At 58.3% G+C, this 19,770-nt stretch carries 17 protein-coding genes; 12 read left to right on the top strand and 5 right to left on the bottom strand.

What is annotated here, in order from left to right:
• Window positions 1-51 precede the first annotated feature (51 nt).
• Window positions 52-1,746 carry a nitrate/nitrite two-component system sensor histidine kinase NarQ gene (gene narQ, locus KGP24_RS16630; RefSeq protein WP_223561175.1) on the bottom strand — a complete coding sequence of 565 codons (1,695 nt, stop codon included), beginning with the start codon at window positions 1,744-1,746 and terminating at the stop codon, window positions 52-54.
• Between the two features lie 152 nt (window positions 1,747-1,898).
• Here narQ and aegA point away from each other — a divergent pair, with 152 nt between their 5' ends.
• The 3 genes from aegA (at window position 1,899) to KGP24_RS16615 (ending at window position 5,683) form a co-directional block, all read left to right on the top strand.
• Window positions 1,899-3,875, top strand: coding sequence for a formate-dependent uric acid utilization protein AegA (aegA, locus tag KGP24_RS16625; protein WP_223561174.1), 1,977 nt, complete (start codon window positions 1,899-1,901; stop codon window positions 3,873-3,875).
• A gap of 66 nt (window positions 3,876-3,941) precedes the next feature.
• Complete coding sequence (gene nudK, locus KGP24_RS16620) at window positions 3,942-4,535, top strand: GDP-mannose pyrophosphatase NudK (protein ID WP_223561173.1); 594 nt, start codon at window positions 3,942-3,944, stop codon at window positions 4,533-4,535.
• A gap of 101 nt (window positions 4,536-4,636) precedes the next feature.
• Window positions 4,637-5,683 (top strand): DUF1176 domain-containing protein, encoded by a 1,047-nt coding sequence (locus tag KGP24_RS16615; protein ID WP_223561172.1) that lies wholly within the window; start codon window positions 4,637-4,639, stop codon window positions 5,681-5,683.
• A gap of 40 nt (window positions 5,684-5,723) precedes the next feature.
• On the opposite strand, the gene tkt is transcribed toward KGP24_RS16615, so the two are convergent.
• Window positions 5,724-7,712, bottom strand: coding sequence for a transketolase (tkt, locus tag KGP24_RS16610; protein ID WP_223561171.1), 1,989 nt, complete (start codon window positions 7,710-7,712; stop codon window positions 5,724-5,726).
• 19 nt (window positions 7,713-7,731) lie between these two features.
• A complete protein-coding gene (gene tal, locus KGP24_RS16605; protein WP_223561170.1) occupies window positions 7,732-8,682 on the bottom strand; it encodes a transaldolase in 951 nt (316 codons plus the stop codon).
• A 289-nt stretch (window positions 8,683-8,971) separates the two neighbouring features.
• Between tal and maeB the strand changes: the two genes are divergently transcribed.
• On the top strand, window positions 8,972-11,251 hold the full coding sequence (gene maeB, locus KGP24_RS16600; RefSeq protein ID WP_223561169.1) for an NADP-dependent oxaloacetate-decarboxylating malate dehydrogenase: 2,280 nt from the start codon (window positions 8,972-8,974) through the stop codon (window positions 11,249-11,251).
• Window positions 11,252-11,309: 58 nt separating this feature from the next.
• Here maeB and hemF read toward each other — a convergent pair whose 3' ends face one another.
• Window positions 11,310-12,209 carry an oxygen-dependent coproporphyrinogen oxidase gene (gene hemF / locus KGP24_RS16595; protein WP_223561168.1) on the bottom strand — a complete coding sequence of 300 codons (900 nt, stop codon included), beginning with the start codon at window positions 12,207-12,209 and terminating at the stop codon, window positions 11,310-11,312.
• Window positions 12,209-13,084, bottom strand: a complete 876-nt coding sequence (amiA, locus tag KGP24_RS16590; RefSeq protein ID WP_023308739.1) for an N-acetylmuramoyl-L-alanine amidase AmiA — start codon at window positions 13,082-13,084, stop codon at window positions 12,209-12,211. Before amiA ends, hemF begins: the two co-directional genes overlap by 1 nt.
• A gap of 212 nt (window positions 13,085-13,296) precedes the next feature.
• Between amiA and KGP24_RS16585 the strand changes: the two genes are divergently transcribed.
• The 8 genes from KGP24_RS16585 to cysA all read left to right on the top strand — a co-directional run bounded on the left by KGP24_RS16585 (window position 13,297) and on the right by cysA (window position 19,757).
• Entirely contained in the window at window positions 13,297-13,722 is a 426-nt protein-coding gene (locus KGP24_RS16585; RefSeq protein ID WP_014884750.1) for a GNAT family acetyltransferase, read from the top strand.
• Entirely contained in the window at window positions 13,709-14,158 is a 450-nt protein-coding gene (locus KGP24_RS16580) for a DUF2919 domain-containing protein (RefSeq protein WP_223561167.1), read from the top strand. The genes KGP24_RS16585 and KGP24_RS16580 overlap by 14 nt, the downstream gene beginning before the upstream one ends.
• Window positions 14,159-14,221: 63 nt before the next feature.
• Window positions 14,222-14,797, top strand: coding sequence for an RpoE-regulated lipoprotein (locus KGP24_RS16575; RefSeq protein WP_223561166.1), 576 nt, complete (start codon window positions 14,222-14,224; stop codon window positions 14,795-14,797).
• A gap of 92 nt (window positions 14,798-14,889) precedes the next feature.
• Entirely contained in the window at window positions 14,890-15,789 is a 900-nt protein-coding gene (locus KGP24_RS16570) for a Dyp-type peroxidase (protein ID WP_045355354.1), read from the top strand.
• A gap of 162 nt (window positions 15,790-15,951) precedes the next feature.
• Window positions 15,952-16,965, top strand: coding sequence for a sulfate ABC transporter substrate-binding protein (locus KGP24_RS16565; RefSeq protein ID WP_223561165.1), 1,014 nt, complete (start codon window positions 15,952-15,954; stop codon window positions 16,963-16,965).
• The gene (gene cysT / locus KGP24_RS16560; RefSeq protein WP_223561164.1) at window positions 16,965-17,798 is read left to right on the top strand and encodes a sulfate/thiosulfate ABC transporter permease CysT; all 834 of its coding nucleotides are present in this window, start codon (window positions 16,965-16,967) and stop codon (window positions 17,796-17,798) included. Before KGP24_RS16565 ends, cysT begins: the two co-directional genes overlap by 1 nt.
• On the top strand, window positions 17,798-18,673 hold the full coding sequence (gene cysW / locus KGP24_RS16555; protein WP_028016163.1) for a sulfate/thiosulfate ABC transporter permease CysW: 876 nt from the start codon (window positions 17,798-17,800) through the stop codon (window positions 18,671-18,673). The genes cysT and cysW overlap by 1 nt, the downstream gene beginning before the upstream one ends.
• Window positions 18,663-19,757 carry a sulfate/thiosulfate ABC transporter ATP-binding protein CysA gene (gene cysA / locus KGP24_RS16550; RefSeq protein ID WP_223561163.1) on the top strand — a complete coding sequence of 365 codons (1,095 nt, stop codon included), beginning with the start codon at window positions 18,663-18,665 and terminating at the stop codon, window positions 19,755-19,757. The genes cysW and cysA overlap by 11 nt, the downstream gene beginning before the upstream one ends.
• Window positions 19,758-19,770 lie beyond the last annotated feature (13 nt).

Genomic DNA, 19,770 nt, shown 5'->3' with positions numbered 1-19,770 from the left:
GGAGATAATGTAAATTATCATGCGCTTTCCCCTGCGCTTCCCTCTTTACCGTTATTTACCCGTTAACGGCGTGGGCACCGGGAACGTCACGCTGACCAGCGTGCCGCCGTTTTGCGGCTGCGAAAAGTGCAGCATTCCTCCGAGCCGTTGCGCGCGTTCGCGCATAATGTTCAGCCCGTAATGTCCCGGCGGCTCGCTGGCTTCGCCAATCCCGATGCCGTTGTCACGAATGTTGACGCTGTGCGTACCGTCCGCTGAGGTCACGCAGCTTACGGTGATCTCGCTGGCCTGCGCGTGCTTAATTGCATTCAGCACGGCCTCACGCACGATCTGCAATAAATGCACCTGCTTTTGCGCGTCCAGCGCCAGCGAGGAGAGGCGGCAGTCGAGATGAAGCTTCGCCTGCGTCTGGCTCTGCAGGACGTCGAGCGACTCCTGCAGAGCCGCGGGTAAATTCGCGTGGTTCAGCGTCAGGCGAAAGGTGGTGAGCAGCTCGCGCAACTGCTGCCAGGCGTTGTTCAGCTCACGGGAGAAGTCGGAGATGATAGTCTGCGCCGGAGCATTATCCTCCGGCACGGCGCGTTTGAGCAGTGCCAGCTGAATGCGCAGATACGACAGCACCTGCGCCAGCGAATCGTGCAGCTCGCGAGCGATGGTGGCGCGCTCTTCCATCAGCAGCAGCTGCTGGTAGTGCTTTTGCGCCTGGTTAAAGTACAGCCCGCGCCCGAGCATGGTCGCCACGCTTCTCATCAGCGGGAGGGGAACGCTGTCCGTCTCGCTTTGCCAGCGCAGCTCGCCGTAAAGGGTGTCCTGCATCAGGACCGGCAGGTTTTGCAGAGGCGTACCATATGACTCCGTCCCTTCACACAGCCTCCAGTCGTCGCTGGTGCGTAATTCCAGATAAGTCATCTGCGTATAGTCATGGACAATCTGCAGGATATGCCGGAAGCAGTGGCTGTCTATCTGGCCGGTATTGAGCGCCTGAGAGCACTTGAACAGCATGTCGAGCTGCTGGTGGGCTTCATGCAGATGCCGCGTTTTTTCCGCGACCGAGGCTTCGAGCGAACGGTAGAGCGTGTCCAGCTCGGCGGACATGTGGTTGAAGGCGCGGGATAGTTGGCCCAGCTCGTTCGGCAGGGCGGTATCCGGCGCAGGGGTGGCAAATTCCCCACGCTCAACCCGTTCGCTGGCCGCCACCAGATTGTTAAGCGGCAGCACCACCTGGCGACGGATGCGTCGCAGGGTAAACAGCGTCAGCAGCAGGATCCCGAGAGCGCCCGCCAGCGAGAGCAGGGTCACCGTCTGAATTTTATGTTCGGTGTAGTGCTGGAGGGCGAGCACAAAGGCATCAATGCGGCCGACAAAATCCTCTATATGGGTTTGATACCATGCGCTGTCGCCGCGGGCGATGTGCGCATCCATCTCCAGCCAGGCCACGTGCAGCTGCTGGTAGCGCGCTTTAACGTTGTCCGGGACGTACCAGCGGTTCAGCTTCTGCAGGGCAGGCGCGCCGAGCGTCTGTTGCCAGCTTTCGCGATGCGCGGCAAGGGAAGGGCTGTTGCGCTGCATCTCGTAGCCCAGACGATAGCTCTGCATGCGCAGCGAGCCCGCGATATTAATGGCTTCTGCGTCACGCTGGCTGCTGGCCAGCGTCAGCAGCGCGACGGTGCTGGTCAGCACGGATAAGGCAATTATCGAAAAGAAAGCCCAGGCAAGGCTTCCGGAAACGGGTCGCTTAACGGTCACAGAACGGCTCTCTGAATAAAATTGATCTGTCACAGGTTCACTGTAAATAATTCGGCGTTCCGGGCATTTGAACATTGCCCGATCGCGCCGTGATGCGTAAATACCATATTCATACAAAGAATAAGGTTATTGAACCAAAAACAGGTGTGGTTATGAATCGTTTTATTATGGCTAACAGCCAGCAGTGCATCGGGTGTCGCGCCTGCGAAGTGGCCTGCGTGATGGCACACAACGATGAGCAGCACGTCCTGAGCGAACGCTATTTTCATCCTCGTATTACGGTCCTGAGATCCGGCGAGAAGCGACGCCCCGTCACCTGTCATCACTGTGAAAATGCACCCTGTGCGCAAAGCTGCCCGAACGGCGCCATCAGCAAATGCGATGACAGCGTACAGGTGAATCAACAAAAATGCATCGGCTGTAAGGCCTGCATGGTGGCCTGCCCGTTTGGCACGATGGAGATTATCGTCACCCCGCTCGACAACGGCAGCGTGAAGGCCTCGGCGAATAAATGCGATCTCTGCCTGGCGCGGCCACAGGGCCCGGCCTGTATCGAAAACTGCCCGGCAGATGTTCTCTCACTGGCGACGCCTGCTGTCCTTGATAATCTGACGAAATCGCGCCGCCAGCGCACGGCTTGCCTGGAGGCGCAGCCCTGGCATGCGGAAGATGTCAGGGAGGATGCTCCGCGCACCAGGCTGCAGCAGATGCAGGCGACGGCGCCACGCGGCGAGCCTGACAAACTCGCTGCCGCAGAGCGCGTGGGCCATTTTAACGAAATTTACCTGCCGTTCCGGGACGTGCAGGCCGCCCGCGAGGCGTCGCGCTGCCTGAAATGCGGCGAGCACAGCATTTGCGAATGGACCTGTCCGCTGCATAACCACATCCCACAGTGGATTGAGCGCCTCAACGCGGGGGATATCACCGGCGCAGTCGAGCTTTCTCATCAGACCAACTGTTTACCTGAAATTACCGGCCGCGTCTGCCCGCAGGACCGATTATGCGAAGGTGCCTGCACAATACGTGAAGAGGCGGGATCCGTGACCATTGGTAACATCGAGCGCTATATCTCCGATCGGGCGCTGACGATGGGCTGGCGGCCGGATATGTCCGCCGTCACGCCGTCGGGTAAACGTGTCGCGATCGTCGGCGCGGGGCCCGCCGGGCTGGCGTGCGCCGACGTGCTGGTGCGCAGCGGCGTGAGCGTGACGGTCTATGACCGACATCCGGAAATTGGCGGATTGCTGACCTTTGGCATCCCGGCATTTAAGCTCGACAAATCGCTGCTTGCGCGGCGCAGAGAGATATTTACCGCGATGGGGATCCGCTTCGAGCTGAACTGCGAGGTAGGCCAGGACGTGTCGATGTCGCAGCTAAAGAACGATTACGACGCCCTGTTTATTGGCGTGGGAACCTATCGCTCGATGAAGGCAGGTATCCCGCATGAAGACGCGCCAGGGGTCTATGACGCGCTGCCTTTCCTGGTGGGCAACACGCGCCATGTTATGGGGCTGACTGCGACGGCCAGCGAACCGTTCATCGACACCCAGGGTTTAAACGTGGTGGTGCTTGGCGGGGGCGATACCGCGATGGACTGCGTACGCACCGCGTTACGCCACGGTGCGGCGAAGGTGACCTGCGCCTATCGTCGGGATGAGGCCAACATGCCGGGCTCGAAGAAAGAGGTGAAGAACGCCAGAGAAGAGGGCGCGGCGTTTGAATTTAACGTCCAGCCGGTTGAGCTGACGCTGGATCCGAACGGTAAGGTCAACGGTATCCGGATGCTGCGTACCGAGCTCGGAGAGCCGGATGCGCAGGGACGGCGTCGGCCCGTTCCCGTGGCGGGCAGTGAGTTTGTGATGGCCGCGGATGCGGTCATCATGGCGTTTGGTTTTAACCCGCACGCGATGCCGTGGCTGCAGGCGCAGGGTGTCGAAACGGATGAGTGGGGGCGGATCGTTGCCTCCGTCGAGAGCCGTTACCGTTACCAGACGACCAACCCACAGATCTTCGCCGGGGGCGATGCGGTACGCGGTGCGGATCTGGTGGTGACCGCAATGGCGGAAGGGCGACATGCGGCGCAAGGGATACTCGACTGGCTGGGAGTCAATGCGCCAACACACCATTAAACCGGCGGGCGACAAAGCGGGATTCACGGCGTAGTATAGGACGACTCATTGTGTCGTGGAGCCCGTATGACCCTGAAAATTGACGTTATCAAAGACAAAATTCTCTCTGAAAACTACTTTGTCCTACGTAACATCACCTATGATCTTACACGTAACAACGGTGAAGTGATCCGCCACAAACGCGAGGTCTACGACCGTGGCAACGGAGCAACCATTTTGCTCTATAACCGTGAAAAGCAGAGCGTGGTGCTGATCCGTCAGTTCAGGGTGGCGACATGGGTTAATGGCAACCCTGACGGTCGTCTGATTGAAACCTGCGCGGGCCTGCTCGATGATGATGAGCCGGAAGTTTGTATCCGCAAAGAGGCCGTAGAAGAAACCGGCTTCGAAGTGGGCGAGGTCAAAAAGGTCTTTGAGCTATTTATGTCACCGGGCGGCGTGACTGAGCTCGTCCATTTCTTCATTGCGGAATACAGCGACGCGCAGCGCACTCACCGGGGCGGTGGCGTTGAGGATGAAGATATCGAAGTGCTGGAGCTTCCTTTTTCTCGTGCGCTGGAGATGATGCGTTCAGGGGAAATCAGGGATGGTAAAGCCGTGATATTACTGCAGTATTTACAAACAACCGGGCTAATGAACGCTGCTTTCGAACGGATGTAGCGTGTTTTTCGGGTATATCTGATAAATCCGATTGAGCAACCCCGGCGGGAACACGAAGATACTGCCCAGTTAAGCGTTTTCGTTCCGGGATTGTGCCATTCATGCGCTACAGCGTCTTTTTATTTTACCTGTTTTGTGTGCTCCTCGCGCCGCTGGTGCGGGCTGCACCTGCCCAGCAAGCCTTCTCTGACTGGCAGGTAACCTGCAATAATCAGAACTTTTGCCTTGCGCGCAATACGGGTGAACACCGCGGTCTGGTCATGACGCTCACCCGAAGCGCCGGGGCGAAAACGGACGCCACGCTGCGTATCGATCTTGGCGGTCTTGATACGCCCACCGTCAAAGAGCCAGAGATTGCTCCCCGGCTGCTGCTGGATAACGTTCCCCTGAAGCTGGACAAACAGCGCTGGCAGCTCACGCCCTGGCATCTGAAAACGGACGATGCGGCCACCATCACCGCCTTTCTGAAAAATATCCAGGAAGGGAAGGCCCTGACCCTTCGCGGCGGTAAGCAGGTTATTTCGCTGAGCGGTCTTAAAGCTGCGCTGCTGTTCATTGATGCGCAGCAAAAGCGCGTCGGCAGCGAAACCGCGTGGATCAAGAAAGGTGACGATCCGCCGTTAAGCGTTCCGCCTGCACCCGCCTTAAAGAAGGTAGCGGTCGTCAATCCGACCCCGACGCCGCTCTCCCACGCCGAACTGAACGACCTGCTGGACTATGGTACCGGACGGATGAACAGCAGCCAGTGCTCGCTGGATCCTAACCGCCGGGAAGTGCGCGTCACAGCGTTAACCGATGACAAAGCGCTGCTGATCGTCAGCTGCGAGGCGGGGGCCTATAACACGGTCGATCTGGCGTGGCTGGTATCACGTAAAAAACCGTTCACCACCCGCAGCGTCAGGCTGCGTCTGCCGTTTACGCCGCCGTCAGGCGACGGGAGCGAAATGGAGTTGATGAACGCCAGCTTCGATGAGAAGACGCGCGAGCTGACAACGCTCGCGCTGGGGCGCGGTTTGGGCGATTGCGGGATCCAGACGCGCTGGCGTTTTGACGGCCAGCGTTTCCGCCTGGTGCGCTACGCCGAGGAGCCCAGCTGCGACAACTGGAACGGGCCAGATGCCTGGCCCACGCTGTGGATCACGCGGTAGCTTTTTGCCGGGTGGCGCTGTCGCTTACCCGGCAAAAGCACTACAGCACGCTCAGCGCCTTCTCTACCACGTTCTCAACGGTAAAGCCGAAGTACGGGAACAGCTTATCGGCAGGGGCGGACTCACCGTAGCCCCGCATCCCGACAATCGCCCCTTTGAGCCCGACATACTTGTACCAGTAGTCGGCAATACCGGCCTCCACCGCCACGCGAGCCGCGACGCTGGACGGCAGGACCGATTCCCGGTACGCCTCGTCCTGGGCGTCGAAAATATCCGTAGAAGGCAGGGACACCACGCGCACCGCGTGACCTTCGGCAGTCAGTTTCTCCGCCGCTTTCACCGTGATTTCCACCTCGGACCCTGTCGCAATCAGGATCACGTCCGGCTTGCCGCCGCTGTCCTTCAGGATGTAGCCGCCGCGGGCGATGTTTTTCACCTGCTCCGGGGTACGCTCAATCTGTGCCAGATTCTGGCGTGACAGAATTAATGCCGTTGGGCCATTGTGGCGTTCCACCGCCAGCTTCCAGCCCACCGCCGCTTCGACCTGATCGCACGGACGCCAGGTGCTGAAGTTGGGCGTCAGGCGCAGGCTCGCCAGCTGTTCAACCGCCTGGTGCGTAGGCCCGTCTTCCCCGAGCCCGATGGAGTCATGGGTATAAACCATGATTTGCCGCGCCTTCATCAGCGCCGCCATGCGCGCCGCGTTACGGGCGTACTCGACAAACATCAGGAAGGTGGCGGTGTACGGCACAAACCCGCCGTGATGGGCGATACCGTTGGCAATGGCCGTCATCCCGAACTCGCGCACGCCGTAGTGGATATAGTTCCCGGCAATGTCCTCTTTGAGCGATTTGGAACCGGACCAGATCGTCAGGTTACTCGGGGCCAGATCCGCCGAGCCGCCGAGCAGTTCGGGGAGAATAGGGCCGATTGCGTTCAGGGTATTTTGCGACGCCTTACGGGTGGCGATTTTCGCCGGGTTGGACTGCAGGTTTTCAATCAGCGCCTGGGTTTTATCGTCCCAGTCTTCCGGCAGACCGCCGCTCATGCGGCGTGAAAACTCGGCGGCCAGCTCCGGGTGCGCTTTTTTGTAGGCGGCAAATTTATCGTTCCAGGCGTGCTGCGCTTTCTCACCCTCTTCACGGGCATCCCAGGCTCTGTAGATCTCTTTCGGGATCTCAAACGGCGGATGTTTCCACCCCAGCTTTTGCCGGGTCAGCGCTACTTCTTCGTCACCCAGCGCTGCGCCGTGCGCCTCTTCTTTGCCCGCCTTGTTCGGCGAGCCGAAGCCGATGACCGTGCGGCAGATAATCAGCGACGGTTTGTCCTTCACGCTTTGCGCTTCCTGAATCGCTTTTTTCACCGCCTCAGGGTCGTGACCGTCGATCTCATGGACCACGTGCCAGTGGTAGGCCTCGAAGCGTTTTGCCGTGTCGTCGGTAAACCAGCCTTCGGTCTCCCCGTCGATGGAGATGCCGTTGTGGTCGTAGAAGCCAATCAGCTTGCCCAGCCCCAGGGTGCCCGCCAGGGAGCAGACCTCGTGGGAGATCCCCTCCATCAGACAGCCGTCACCCATAAATACATAGGTGTAGTGGTCGACAATCTCGTGGTCCGGCTGGTTGAACTGCGCCGCCAGCGTACGCTCGGCAATCGCCAGCCCAACCGCATTGGCCAGCCCCTGACCGAGCGGCCCGGTGGTGGTCTCCACCCCTGGCGTATAGCCAATCTCCGGGTGACCCGGCGTTTTGGAGTGCAGCTGGCGGAAGTTTTTCAGCTCCTCAAGCGGCAGATCGTAGCCGGAAAGGTGCAGCAGGCTATAGAGCAGCATTGAGGCGTGACCGTTGGAGAGAATAAAGCGGTCGCGATCGTACCAGGTGGGGTCGTTGGGGTTGTGCTTCAGAAAGTCGTTCCACAGCACTTCGGCAATATCAGCCATGCCCATCGGCGCGCCGGGGTGGCCGGAATTGGCTTTTTGCACGGCATCCATGCTGAGGGCGCGAATGGCATTGGCTAGCTCTTTACGGGACATAGTTCACTCCGTGGCAGGGTTAAAGTTTGGCGGCGAGAAGATCTTCAAGTTTGCGCTGGTCGACGGCGAACAGGCGGATACCTTCCGCCAGTTTTTCCACGGCCATGGCGTCCTGATTGTGCTCCCAGCGGAATTCCGCTTCGGTCATGGCTTTTGGTTTTGGCAGAACGGTAGAGGTCGGCACCAGCTTGCGGATCACCGTTTCTTCTTTGTCCTGTAGCTCCTGGAGCAGGTTAGGGGATATGGTCAGACGGTCGCAGCCTGCCAGGGCGAGGATCTGCTCGGTACGGCGGAAGCTGGCCCCCATCACGATGGTTTCGTAGCGGTGCTGTTTGTAGTAGTCGTAGATATTACGGACCGATTTCACGCCCGGATCCTCATCCACTACGTACGGATCCATCGGCTGTTTCGCCTGATACCAGTCGTAGATGCGTCCGACAAACGGCGAGACGAGGAACACGCCCGCTTCAGCGCAGGCGCGAGCCTGGGCAAACGAGAACAGCAGCGTCAGGTTGCAGTGGATGCCCTCTTTTTCCAGCACCTCAGCCGCGCGGATGCCTTCCCAGGTAGAGGCGAGTTTGATCAGAATGCGTGATTTATCGATTCCCTGTTCCTGGTAGAGTTCCACCAGACGACGCGCCTTATTAATGCTCTTTTCTGTATCGAACGAGAGGCGGGCGTCGACCTCGGTTGAGACGCGTCCCGGGATGCTTTTAAGAATTTCCGCACCAAAATTAACCGCCAGCTTGTCGCTGGCTTCGGCGACCTGCTGCTCCTGCGTTTTTCCGCGCTGTTTACCGTAGCCAATGGCGTCATCAATCAGATGACTAAAATGGGCAAGCCCTGCCGCTTTCAGAAGCAGGGAAGGGTTGGTGGTCGCGTCCTCCGGCTGATAGTGGCGAATCGACTCGATATCGCCGCTGTCCGCAACCACGGTGGTGAATTGTTTGATGCCGTCTAGCTGGTTCATAAATCATTACTCCTTGGAAATAAAAGAGTTAGATGAGTGCGTTAGTTCACACTTCTGGAAAAATCATGATGGACTTAACAAAAAAGCATAGCAGACGGGGGAGGCATTGCTTTTGAGACGGGTAACATGGCTGTTATAAATTGATAACAATTTTTAATGTGTGATGGTGAGAGTTTGGCTGCCTTCAAAGTTTAGGAAGCGGCCTGAGGCGATACTAGACGGCACACCAGGGTGTGCATCAGGATCGCTTACGTCACCCTTTTGACCGATACGTGAAAGGAAAAATAAGATGGATGAGCAGTTGAAACAGAGTGCCCTCGATTTTCACGAGTTCCCTGTCCCGGGCAAAATCCAGGTCTCCCCAACCAAGCCGCTGGCAACCCAGCGCGATCTGGCGCTGGCCTATTCGCCGGGCGTGGCTGCACCTTGTCTGGAAATCGAAAAAGACCCGCTGGCGGCCTACAAATATACCGCGCGCGGCAATCTTGTCGCCGTGATCTCTAACGGCACGGCGGTGCTGGGGCTTGGCAATATCGGCGCGCTGGCCGGTAAGCCGGTGATGGAAGGGAAGGGGGTGCTGTTCAAAAAATTCGCCGGTATCGATGTGTTCGATATCGAGGTGGATGAACTCGATCCTGACAAATTCATCAACGTGGTGGCCGCGCTGGAGCCGACCTTCGGCGGGATCAACCTGGAAGACATCAAAGCGCCGGAATGTTTCTATATCGAGCAGAAGCTGCGCGAGCGTATGAACATTCCCGTGTTCCATGATGACCAGCACGGGACCGCGATTATCAGCACCGCCGCGATTCTCAACGGCCTGCGCGTGGTAGAGAAAAATCTCTCCGACGTGCGCATGGTGGTCTCTGGCGCAGGTGCCGCGGCCATCGCCTGTATGAACCTGCTAGTGGCGCTGGGTATGCAGAAACACAACATTGTGGTCTGCGATTCCAAAGGCGTTATCTATAAAGACCGCGAGCCGAACATGGCGGAAACCAAAGCGGCGTATGCGGTGGAAGACGACGGTAAACGCACCCTCGACGAGGTGATCGACGGCGCGGATATCTTCCTCGGCTGCTCGGGTCCGAAAGTGTTGACCCAGGAGATGGTGAAGAAGATGGCGCGGGCGCCAATGATCCTGGCCCTGGCGAACCCTGAGCCGGAAATCCTGCCGCCGCTGGCGAAAGCGGTGCGTGAAGACGCCATTATCTGTACCGGTCGTTCGGACTACCCGAACCAGGTCAACAACGTGCTCTGCTTCCCGTTCATCTTCCGCGGTGCGCTGGACGTCGGCGCAACGGCGATCAACGAAGAGATGAAGCTTGCCGCCGTTCACGCCATCGCGGAGCTGGCGCACGCCGAGCAGAGCGAAGTGGTTGCGTCTGCGTACGGCGATCAGGATCTGAGCTTCGGCCCGGACTACATTATTCCAAAACCGTTCGACCCGCGTCTGATTGTCAAAATTGCGCCAGCGGTGGCCAAAGCGGCGATGGACTCCGGCGTAGCGACGCGTCCGATTCACGACTTCGACGCGTACGTCGATAAGCTCACCGAGTTTGTCTACAAAACTAACCTGTTTATGAAGCCGATCTTCTCTCAGGCGCGCGCCGACGCGAAGCGCGTGGTGCTGGCGGAAGGGGAAGAGGCGCGCGTGCTACACGCCACCCAGGAGCTGATCACCTTAGGCCTGGCGAAACCGATCCTGATTGGTCGTCCGAGCGTGATTGAGATGCGTATCCAGAAGCTGGGCCTGCAGATTAAGCCGGGCGTCGACTTCGAGATCGTCAACAACGAATCCGATCCGCGTTTCAAAGAGTACTGGAGCGAATACTACGCGATCATGAAGCGCCGGGGGATCACCCAGGAGCAGGCGCAGAAAGCCGTGATCAGCAACACGACGGTGATCGGCGCGATCATGGTTCATCGCGGCGAGGCGGATGCGCTGATCTGCGGCACCATCGGCGATTACCACGAGCACTTTAGCGTGGTGCAGGAGATCTTCGGCTATCGCGACGGCGTCCACACCGCCGGGGCGATGAACGCCCTGCTGCTGCCAAGCGGCAACACCTTTATTGCGGATACCTACGTTAACGACGATCCGACCCCTGATGAGCTGGCGGAGATCACCGTGATGGCCGCCGAGACCGTGCGCCGCTTTGGTATCGAGCCGAAGGTGGCGCTGCTGTCGCACTCTAACTTTGGTTCGTCTAAATCCGCGGCCGCCTGCAAAATGCGTCAGACGCTGGAGCTGGTGCGCGAGCGTGCACCGGAGCTGATGATTGACGGGGAAATGCACGGCGATGCCGCGCTGGTGGAGAGCATCCGTAACGAACGTATGCCGGACAGCCCGCTGAAGGGATCGGCCAACATACTTATTATGCCGAACGTGGAAGCGGCGCGTATCAGCTATAACCTGCTGCGCGTCTCCAGCTCTGAAGGGGTGACCGTAGGACCGGTGCTGATGGGCGTGGCGAAACCGGTGCATGTGTTAACGCCGATTGCCTCTGTGCGCCGTATCGTGAATATGGTGGCGCTGGCGGTGGTTGAGGCGCAGACGCAGCCGCTGTAATTTTTACTCTCACCCTAACCCTCTCCCTTTGGGAGAGGGCCGGGGTGAGGAATAAGAGTTATACCCACTCCCGAACCTGAATAAACGCTTTTAAGGCAGCCTCCGGGCTGCCTTCTTTTGGCTCGTAGCAGTACTCCCAGCGAACCAGCGGCGGCATCGACATCAGAATCGACTCCGTGCGCCCGCCGGTCTGCAGGCCGAACAGCGTCCCGCGATCCCACACCAGGTTGAACTCCACGTAGCGTCCGCGGCGGTAAAGCTGGAACTCACGCTCGCGTACGCCATAGTCGGTGTTTTTACGGCGCTCGACGATGGGCAGATAGGCATCGGTATACCCTTCGCCCACCGCGCGCATAAAGCTGAACGCGGTATCAAAATCTGGCGTGTTGAGATCGTCAAAGAACAGCCCGCCGATGCCGCGCTGCTCGTCGCGGTGCTTCAGGTAAAAGTAGTCATCGCACCACTTTTTAAATTTCGGGTAGACGTCTTCACCAAACGGCAGACAAAGATCCCGCGCGGTGGTGTGCCAGTGCACGGCATCCTCTTCGAAGCCGTAGTAGGGCGTTAAGTCGAAACCGCCGCCAAACCACCAGACCGGATCGGCGCCCGGCTTTTCCGCAATGAAAAAGCGCACGTTGGCGTGGCTGGTCGGCACAAACGGGTTGTGCGGATGCACCACCAGAGAGACGCCCATCGCCTCGAAGCTGCGGCCCGCCAGCTCAGGACGATGTGCCGTCGCAGACGCGGGCATTGCGTCTCCGTGAACGTGAGAAAAATTCACCCCGGCCTGTTCGAAGATGCTGCCGTTTCGCAGCACGCGGCTTCGCCCGCCGCCCCCGGCCTCGCGCTGCCAGCTATCTTCCTGAAATTCACCGCCGTCTGCGGCAGCCAGTTTCTGGCAGATCTCATCCTGCAGCTGCAGCAGGAAGGTTTTGACCAGTTGAGCATCGGGTTTCATCAACGTTTCCTGGAGTGCGCTTTTTGGTTATCGAACCAGTTGAAATAACTGATAATGCCGGAGGCGATGGCGTTGGCGATCTTCTGACGAAACGCCGTGGTGCCGAGGAGCCGCTCTTCTTCCGGGTTGGTAATAAATGACGTTTCCACCAGCACGGACGGGATGGACGGTGACTTCAGCACCACGAACGCCGCCTGCTCGGTGCCTTTGCTGTGCAGACGGTGCACCGGCTTAATCTTCTTCAGAATATGCGAGCCGAGCGTCAGGCTGTTTTTGATCGTATCCGTCTGCACGAGGTCGAACAGCACCTGCTGTAGCAGGTGGTCTTTGTCGGTGGCTTTTTTCCCGGCGACTTCATCCGCCCGGTTTTCGCGGTCGGAGAGGTATTTCGCCATGGCGCTACTGGCGCCGCGGTTAGAAAGCGCAAACACCGATGCACCGGCGGCAGATGGGTTGGTAAAGCCGTCTGCGTGAATCGACATAAACAGATCCGCACCGTGCTGGTGGGCGATCTCTACGCGGTCATACAGCGGAATAAAGGTATCGCCAGAGCGCGTCAGACGGGCGTCAATGCCGTTACTGCGTAAAATCGCCCGCACATTTTTTGCAATCGCCAGCACGACGTGTTTTTCTTTCGACCCGTTTTTGCCGATGGCGCCGGTATCAATACCGCCGTGACCCGGGTCGAGCATCACCAGACGCTTCGCGCCCGGCTTTTTGGTTTTCGGTTTGCTGTGTCCGTTACTGGTTTTGAGCGTGCTCTCGTCTTTGGCCTGAGCCTGCTTTGCGATGCCCGTTAACGTTAAGGCCGCCAGCCCCGCTTTGAGAACCTGACGACGCGATGTGAGTGCTTTTAATGGTTTGAATGTGCTCATGCGGCCTGAATACTAAAAAATGGGGTCCTGGTGTTATATCGTATCGTGTTTCCCGTTACGACAGTCCATATTGAGAATTGTTTTACTTTTCATTTCAATACGTGACAAAGTGACATTATGCCAAATTTTGGCGAGATTTTCCCCGGTTATTGGCGAAAGGCGAGCTTCGCGCCATAATCACTGTTTTTAAACCCGAAAAGGCGGTTAATACCATGGAGATACGCGTTTTTCGCCAGGAAGATTTCGAAGAGGTGATCACCCTTTGGGAGCGCTGCGATCTGCTGCGTCCGTGGAACGATCCGGAAATGGATATCGAACGTAAGGTGAATCACGACGTCAGTCTGTTTCTGGTCGCGGAAGTCAATGGCGAGGTTGTGGGGACGGTCATGGGCGGTTATGACGGCCACCGCGGCTCGGCCTATTATCTGGGCGTCCACCCCGAATACCGTGGCCGCGGCATTGCCAATGCGCTGCTTAACCGGCTCGAGAAGAAGCTGATCGCCCGCGGCTGCCCGAAAATCCAGATCATGGTGCGGGAAGATAACGACGTGGTGCTGGGCATGTATGAGCGTCTGGGCTACGAGCATTCAGACGTGCTGAATCTGGGAAAGCGTCTGATCGAAGATGAAGAGTACTGAGATCCATCCGGCAGACTATGACGAACAGGGGCGCGTCAGGCTGCCCTTTTTATTCTGGTGCGTCCTTCTGCTCCAGGCCCGAACCTGGGTGCTCTTTGTGATGGCCGCCGCGTCGCGCGGGCAGGGCGACACGCTGCTGAATCTCTTTTATCCCGATCGCGATGCCTTCTGGCTTGGCTTATTACCGGGCGTACCGGCGGTGGTGGCTTTCATGTGCAGCGGCCGTCGACATGCGATCCCGCGTTTGTGGCGCGCGCTTCGCTGGCTGCTGATCCTCGCCCAGATTGCGCTGCTCTTCTGGCAGCCGGTACTCTGGTGGTACGGTGAACCACTGTCGGGGATCGGCATTGCGCTGGTGATTGCCGATATTGTGGCGCTGATGTGGCTGCTGACCAACCCGCGTCTTCGCGCCTGTTTTGCGCATCAGGATGATTAATCCGGCACTTTTTGCCGAAGTCGCACTCCAACAAGCGTTGATTTAACAAGAAAGGACGTTTCAATGAAATCGCTGCGTTTACTTTTATGCGCTCTCCCGCTGGCGTTGACCGGCTGTTCGACGCTCTCCTCCATTAACTGGTCCGCCGCCTATCCGTGGAACTGGTTTGGCTCATCAACGGAAGTGACCGAGCAGGGCGTGGGGAAAATTACCGCCGCGACGGCGCTGGATCAGGACGCCATTCAGGATGCGCTCAGCAGCGATTACCGCCTGCGCAACGGCATGAAAACGGAGAATGGCAATATTGTTCGCTATTACGAAGCGCTGAAGGGCGATAAGCTGGCGCTGGTGATCAACGGTGACAAAGGCACGGTAAACCGAATTGCCGTGATGGATGAAGATATTCCGACGGCGAGCGGTGTGAAGGTGGGTACGCCGTTTAGCGAACTTTATAAGCAGGCTTTTGGCAACTGCGCCAGCGTGCCGTCTGACGACAAGGTCGCGGTGGAATGTAAGGCTGAAGGCAGCCAGCACATCAGCTATGTTTTCACCGGAACCTGGAGTGGCCCGGAAGGACTGATGCCGTCTGACGACACGCTCAAGAGCTGGAAGGTGAGCAAAATACTCTGGAAGCAGTAATTTGCGCCTGAACAAACCGCCTCGCTGAAATCCGGGTATAATACCGGCCATCAATGCCACGCTGACGTGGCATCTTTATTTCAGGAGGAGCGATGTCTCAGGTTCAGAGTGGCATTTTGCCAGAACATTGCCGCGCGGCGATTTGGATTGAAGCCAATGTTAAAGGGGACGTGGATGCCCTGCGTGCGGCCAGTAAAGCGTTTGTTGATAAGCTGGCCACCTTCCAGGCCAAATTCCCGGAAGCCCACCTCGGCGCCGTTGTTGCCTTTGGCAATAACGTCTGGCGTCAGCTGAGCGGCGGCGAAGGGGCGGAAGAGCTGAAGGACTTTATCCCCTACGGCAAGGGTCTGGCGCCGGCGACCCAATACGACGTGCTGATCCACATCCTCTCTCTGCGTCACGACGTTAACTTCTCGGTTGCGCAGGCGGCGGTGGCGGCCTTTGGCGACAGCATTGAGGTGCAGGAAGAGGTACACGGCTTCCGCTGGGTGGAAGAGCGCGATCTGAGCGGCTTCGTCGACGGAACGGAAAACCCGGCAGGGGAAGAGACGCGTCGCGACGTGGCGGTGATTAAAGACGGCGTGGACGCGGGCGGCAGCTACGTGTTCGTTCAGCGCTGGGAGCACAACCTCAAGCAGCTTAACCGCATGAGCGTGCACGACCAGGAGATGATGATTGGTCGTACTAAAGAAGCCAACGAAGAGATCGACGGCGACGACCGCCCTGTGACCTCTCACCTGACCCGCGTTGACCTCAAGGAAGACGGCAAAGGGCTGAAGATTGTTCGCCAGAGCCTGCCTTACGGTACGGCAAGCGGCACGCACGGCCTTTACTTCTGCGCTTACTGCGCGCGCCTGTATAACATTGAGCAGCAGCTGCTGAGCATGTTTGGCGATACCGACGGCAAGCGTGACGCCATGCTGCGCTTCACCAAACCGGTGACCGGCGGCTACTACTTCGCGCCGTCCGTGGAGCGTTTGCTGGCGCTGTAATGACCCTCACCCTGCCCCTTTCCCCAAAGGGGAGAGGGGATTAATGCCTTATTCCCTTTTCTGCTTCTAAATCACCAAACGGTATATAAAACCGTTACTCCTTTCATCCCCGTTATAAATATTATGACTATAAGATAGTCATCACATTTATAAGGGTGCGCAATGGCCGTTACTGTACTGAAAAAAGGAACTCTGGCGCTGGCAGGTTTACTGCTGGTGGCACAGGCGCAGGCGACTGAACTGTTGAACAGTTCGTATGACGTTTCCCGCGAGCTGTTTGCCGCCCTTAATCCACCGTTCGAACAGCAGTGGGCGAAAGACAATAACGGCGACAAGCTGACTATTAAGCAGTCCCACGCCGGGTCGTCCAGGCAGGCGCTTGCCATTCTTCAGGGGCTGAAGGCGGACGTAGTGACCTACAATCAGGTGACTGACGTGCAGATCCTGCACGACAAAGGCAAGCTGATCCCGGCGGACTGGCAGAGCCGACTGCCGAACAATAGCTCCCCTTTCTATTCCACCATGGGCTTCCTGGTGCGTAAGGGCAACCCGAAGAATATCCACGACTGGAGCGACCTGGTGCGTTCCGACGTGAAGCTGATTTTCCCGAACCCAAAAACTTCAGGTAATGCGCGTTATACCTATTTAGCCGCGTGGGGCGCGGCGGACAAGGCTGACGGTAACGATAAAGCCAAAACCGAGCAGTTCATGACCCAGTTTCTGAAAAACGTCGAAGTGTTTGATACCGGCGGCCGCGGGGCGACCACGACCTTCGCGGAGCGCGGTCTCGGCGATGTGCTGATCAGCTTTGAATCGGAAGTGAATAACATCCGCAAGCAGTACGAAGCGCAGGGCTTCGAGGTCGTTATCCCGAAAACCAACATTCTGGCCGAATTCCCGGTGGCGTGGGTGGATAAAAACGTGCAGGCAAACGGTACCGAGAAAGCGGCAAAAGCCTATCTCAACTACCTGTACAGGCCGCAGGCGCAGACCATCATTACCGATTACTACTACCGCGTGAATAACCCGGACGTGATGAACAAACTGAAAGATAAATTCCCGCAGACCGCGCTGTTCCGCGTGGAAGATCATTTCGGCTCCTGGCCTGATGTGATGAAAACGCATTTTGCCAGCGGCGGTGAGTTAGACAAACTGCTGGCGGCGGGGCACAAGTAATGTTTGCAGTCTCGACAAAACGCGTGCTGCCGGGCTTTACCTTAAGCCTCGGTACCAGCCTGCTGTTCGTCTGCCTGATCCTGCTGTTGCCGCTCAGCGCGCTGGTGATGCAGCTTGCTCAGATGAGCTGGTCGCAGTACTGGGACGTGGTCACCAACCCGCAGGTGGTGGCGGCCTATAAGGTGACGCTGCTTTCGGCATTTGTCGCCTCCATTTTTAACGGCGTGTTTGGCCTGCTGATGGCGTGGATCTTAACCCGCTATCGCTTCCCGGGCCGCACGCTGCTTGACGCCCTGATGGATCTGCCGTTTGCGCTACCGACTGCTGTGGCGGGCTTAACCCTCGCGTCGCTCTTCTCCGTGAACGGGCTGTACGGTGAGTGGCTGGCGAAATTTGACATCAAAGTGACCTACACATGGCTCGGTATCGCGGTGGCGATGGCCTTTACCAGCATCCCGTTCGTCGTGCGTACGGTGCAGCCGGTGCTGGAAGAGTTGGGTCCTGAATACGAAGAAGCGGCGGAAACGCTGGGCGCCACGCGCTGGCAGAGCTTCCGCAAGGTGGTTCTGCCGGAGCTGTCTCCGGCGCTGATGGCGGGCGTTGCGCTGTCGTTTACCCGCAGCCTCGGAGAGTTCGGCGCGGTGATATTTATCGCCGGGAACATCGCCTGGAAAACGGAAGTGACCTCGCTGATGATTTTCATTCGCCTGCAGGAGTTTGATTATCCGGCGGCGAGCGCGATTGCGTCGGTGATCCTCGCGGCCTCGCTGCTGCTGCTGTACTCGATTAACACTCTGCAAAGTCGCTTTGGTCGACGCGTGGTAGGTCACTGATGGCGGAAGTTACGCAATTGAAGCGATACGATGCACCCCGCATCAACTGGGGTAAATGGTTTCTGATTGGGGCGGGCGTGCTGGTTTCCGCCCTCATTCTCGTCGTGCCGACGATTTATATCTTCGTTCAGGCATTTAGCAAGGGGCTGATGCCAGCGCTGGAAAACCTGGCGAACCCGGATATGCTCCATGCAATCTGGCTGACCGTGCTGATTGCATTGATCACCGTGCCGGTGAATCTGGTGTTCGGTACCCTTTTGGCGTGGCTGGTGACGCGCTTTAACTTCCCGGGACGTCAGCTGCTGCTGACCCTGCTGGACATTCCTTTCGCCGTATCGCCGGTGGTGGCGGGTCTGGTGTACCTGCTCTTTTACGGCTCCAACGGCCCATTGGGCGGCTGGCTGGATGAGCATAACCTGCAGATCATGTTCGCCTGGCCGGGCATGGTGCTGGTCACTATCTTCGTGACCTGTCCGTTCGTGGTGCGCGAGCTGGTACCCGTGATGCTAAGCCAGGGCAGCAACGAAGACGAAGCGGCGGTGCTGCTGGGCGCGTCAGGCTGGCAGATGTTCCGCCGCGTGACGCTGCCGAACATCCGCTGGGCGTTGCTTTACGGCGTGGTGCTGACCAACGCCCGCGCGATTGGTGAGTTCGGTGCCGTTTCCGTTGTTTCTGGGTCGATTCGCGGTGAAACCCTGTCGCTGCCGCTACAGATTGAATTGCTGCAGCAGGACTACAACACCATCGGCTCGTTTACTGCCGCAGCGTTGCTGACGCTGATGGCCATCTTGACCCTGTTTTTGAAGAGTGTGGTGCAGTGGCGTTTAGAAAATCAGGAAAAACGTCAGCATCAGGAGGGAAATCATGAGCATTGAGATTGCCAATATTAAGAAGTCTTTTGGTCGCACCCAGGTGCTGAATGATATCTCGCTGGATATCCCTTCCGGACAAATGGTGGCGCTGCTGGGGCCGTCTGGTTCGGGTAAAACCACGCTGCTGCGTATTATCGCCGGGCTTGAGCATCAGACCAGCGGGCACATCCGCTTTCACGGCACCGACGTGAGCCGCCTGCACGCCCGCGATCGTAAAGTGGGTTTTGTGTTCCAGCATTACGCGCTGTTCCGCCACATGACCGTGTTCGACAACATCGCGTTTGGCCTCACCGTGCTGCCGCGTCGCGAGCGCCCGGATGCGGTAACCATTAAGGCGAAGGTGACAAAACTGCTGGAGATGGTGCAGCTGGCTCATCTGGCGGATCGTTTCCCGGCCCAGCTGTCCGGCGGGCAGAAACAGCGCGTGGCGCTGGCGCGCGCGCTGGCCGTTGAGCCGCAAATTCTGCTGCTGGATGAACCCTTCGGCGCGCTGGATGCACAGGTGCGTAAAGAGCTGCGCCGCTGGCTGCGTCAGCTCCATGAAGAGCTGAAATTCACCAGCGTCTTCGTGACCCACGATCAGGAAGAGGCGATGGAAGTCGCGGACCGCGTGGTGGTCATGAGTCAGGGCAACATTGAGCAGGTTGACGAACCGGAGCAGCTCTGGCGTGAACCGGCGACCCGCTTCGTGCTGGAGTTTATGGGCGAGGTAAACCGTTTGCAGGGCACCATTCGCGGCGGACAGTTCCACGTTGGCGCGCACCGCTGGCCGCTGGGCTATACCTCCGCGCATCAGGGGCCGGTCGATCTGTTCCTGCGTCCGTGGGAAGTGGACGTGAGCCGCCGAACCAGCCTGGATTCACCGCTGCCGGTGCAGGTGCTGGAAGCTAGTCCTAAAGGTCACTACACCCAATTGGTGGTACAGCCGCTGGGCTGGTACACCGAGCCGCTGACCGTGGTCATGCGCGACGACGTGCCGCCGCACCGGGGTGAGCGCCTGTTTGTTGGTTTGCAGCATGCCCGGATTTATCACGGGAAGGAGCGCATCGAGACGCGCGAGGATATTGCTCTGGCGGAGTCAGCCTGATAGGTTATTAGGA

It is taken from the genome of Enterobacter sp. JBIWA008 (assembly GCF_019968765.1).
Lineage (GTDB): Bacteria > Pseudomonadota > Gammaproteobacteria > Enterobacterales > Enterobacteriaceae > Enterobacter.
Note: the sequence above shows the minus strand (reverse complement) of the source record. Positions and strands in the feature narration are given on the sequence as shown.

Excerpts from the sequence above, each read along its gene's own strand:
- cysW (WP_028016163.1), top strand. The coding sequence starts at position 17,798 with ATGGCGGAAGTTACGCAATTGAAGCGATACGATGCACCCCGCATCAAC.
- tal (WP_223561170.1), bottom strand. The coding sequence starts at position 8,682 with ATGAACCAGCTAGACGGCATCAAACAATTCACCACCGTGGTTGCGGAC.
- cysT (WP_223561164.1), top strand. The coding sequence starts at position 16,965 with ATGTTTGCAGTCTCGACAAAACGCGTGCTGCCGGGCTTTACCTTAAGC.
- hemF (WP_223561168.1), bottom strand. The coding sequence starts at position 12,209 with ATGAAACCCGATGCTCAACTGGTCAAAACCTTCCTGCTGCAGCTGCAG.
- tkt (WP_223561171.1), bottom strand. The coding sequence starts at position 7,712 with ATGTCCCGTAAAGAGCTAGCCAATGCCATTCGCGCCCTCAGCATGGAT.
- cysA (WP_223561163.1), top strand. The coding sequence starts at position 18,663 with ATGAGCATTGAGATTGCCAATATTAAGAAGTCTTTTGGTCGCACCCAG.
- nudK (WP_223561173.1), top strand. The coding sequence starts at position 3,942 with ATGACCCTGAAAATTGACGTTATCAAAGACAAAATTCTCTCTGAAAAC.
- maeB (WP_223561169.1), top strand. The coding sequence starts at position 8,972 with ATGGATGAGCAGTTGAAACAGAGTGCCCTCGATTTTCACGAGTTCCCT.
- aegA (WP_223561174.1), top strand. The coding sequence starts at position 1,899 with ATGAATCGTTTTATTATGGCTAACAGCCAGCAGTGCATCGGGTGTCGC.
- KGP24_RS16580 (WP_223561167.1), top strand. The coding sequence starts at position 13,709 with ATGAAGAGTACTGAGATCCATCCGGCAGACTATGACGAACAGGGGCGC.
- KGP24_RS16615 (WP_223561172.1), top strand. The coding sequence starts at position 4,637 with ATGCGCTACAGCGTCTTTTTATTTTACCTGTTTTGTGTGCTCCTCGCG.
- KGP24_RS16575 (WP_223561166.1), top strand. The coding sequence starts at position 14,222 with ATGAAATCGCTGCGTTTACTTTTATGCGCTCTCCCGCTGGCGTTGACC.
- KGP24_RS16570 (WP_045355354.1), top strand. The coding sequence starts at position 14,890 with ATGTCTCAGGTTCAGAGTGGCATTTTGCCAGAACATTGCCGCGCGGCG.
- amiA (WP_023308739.1), bottom strand. The coding sequence starts at position 13,084 with ATGAGCACATTCAAACCATTAAAAGCACTCACATCGCGTCGTCAGGTT.
- KGP24_RS16585 (WP_014884750.1), top strand. The coding sequence starts at position 13,297 with ATGGAGATACGCGTTTTTCGCCAGGAAGATTTCGAAGAGGTGATCACC.
- KGP24_RS16565 (WP_223561165.1), top strand. The coding sequence starts at position 15,952 with ATGGCCGTTACTGTACTGAAAAAAGGAACTCTGGCGCTGGCAGGTTTA.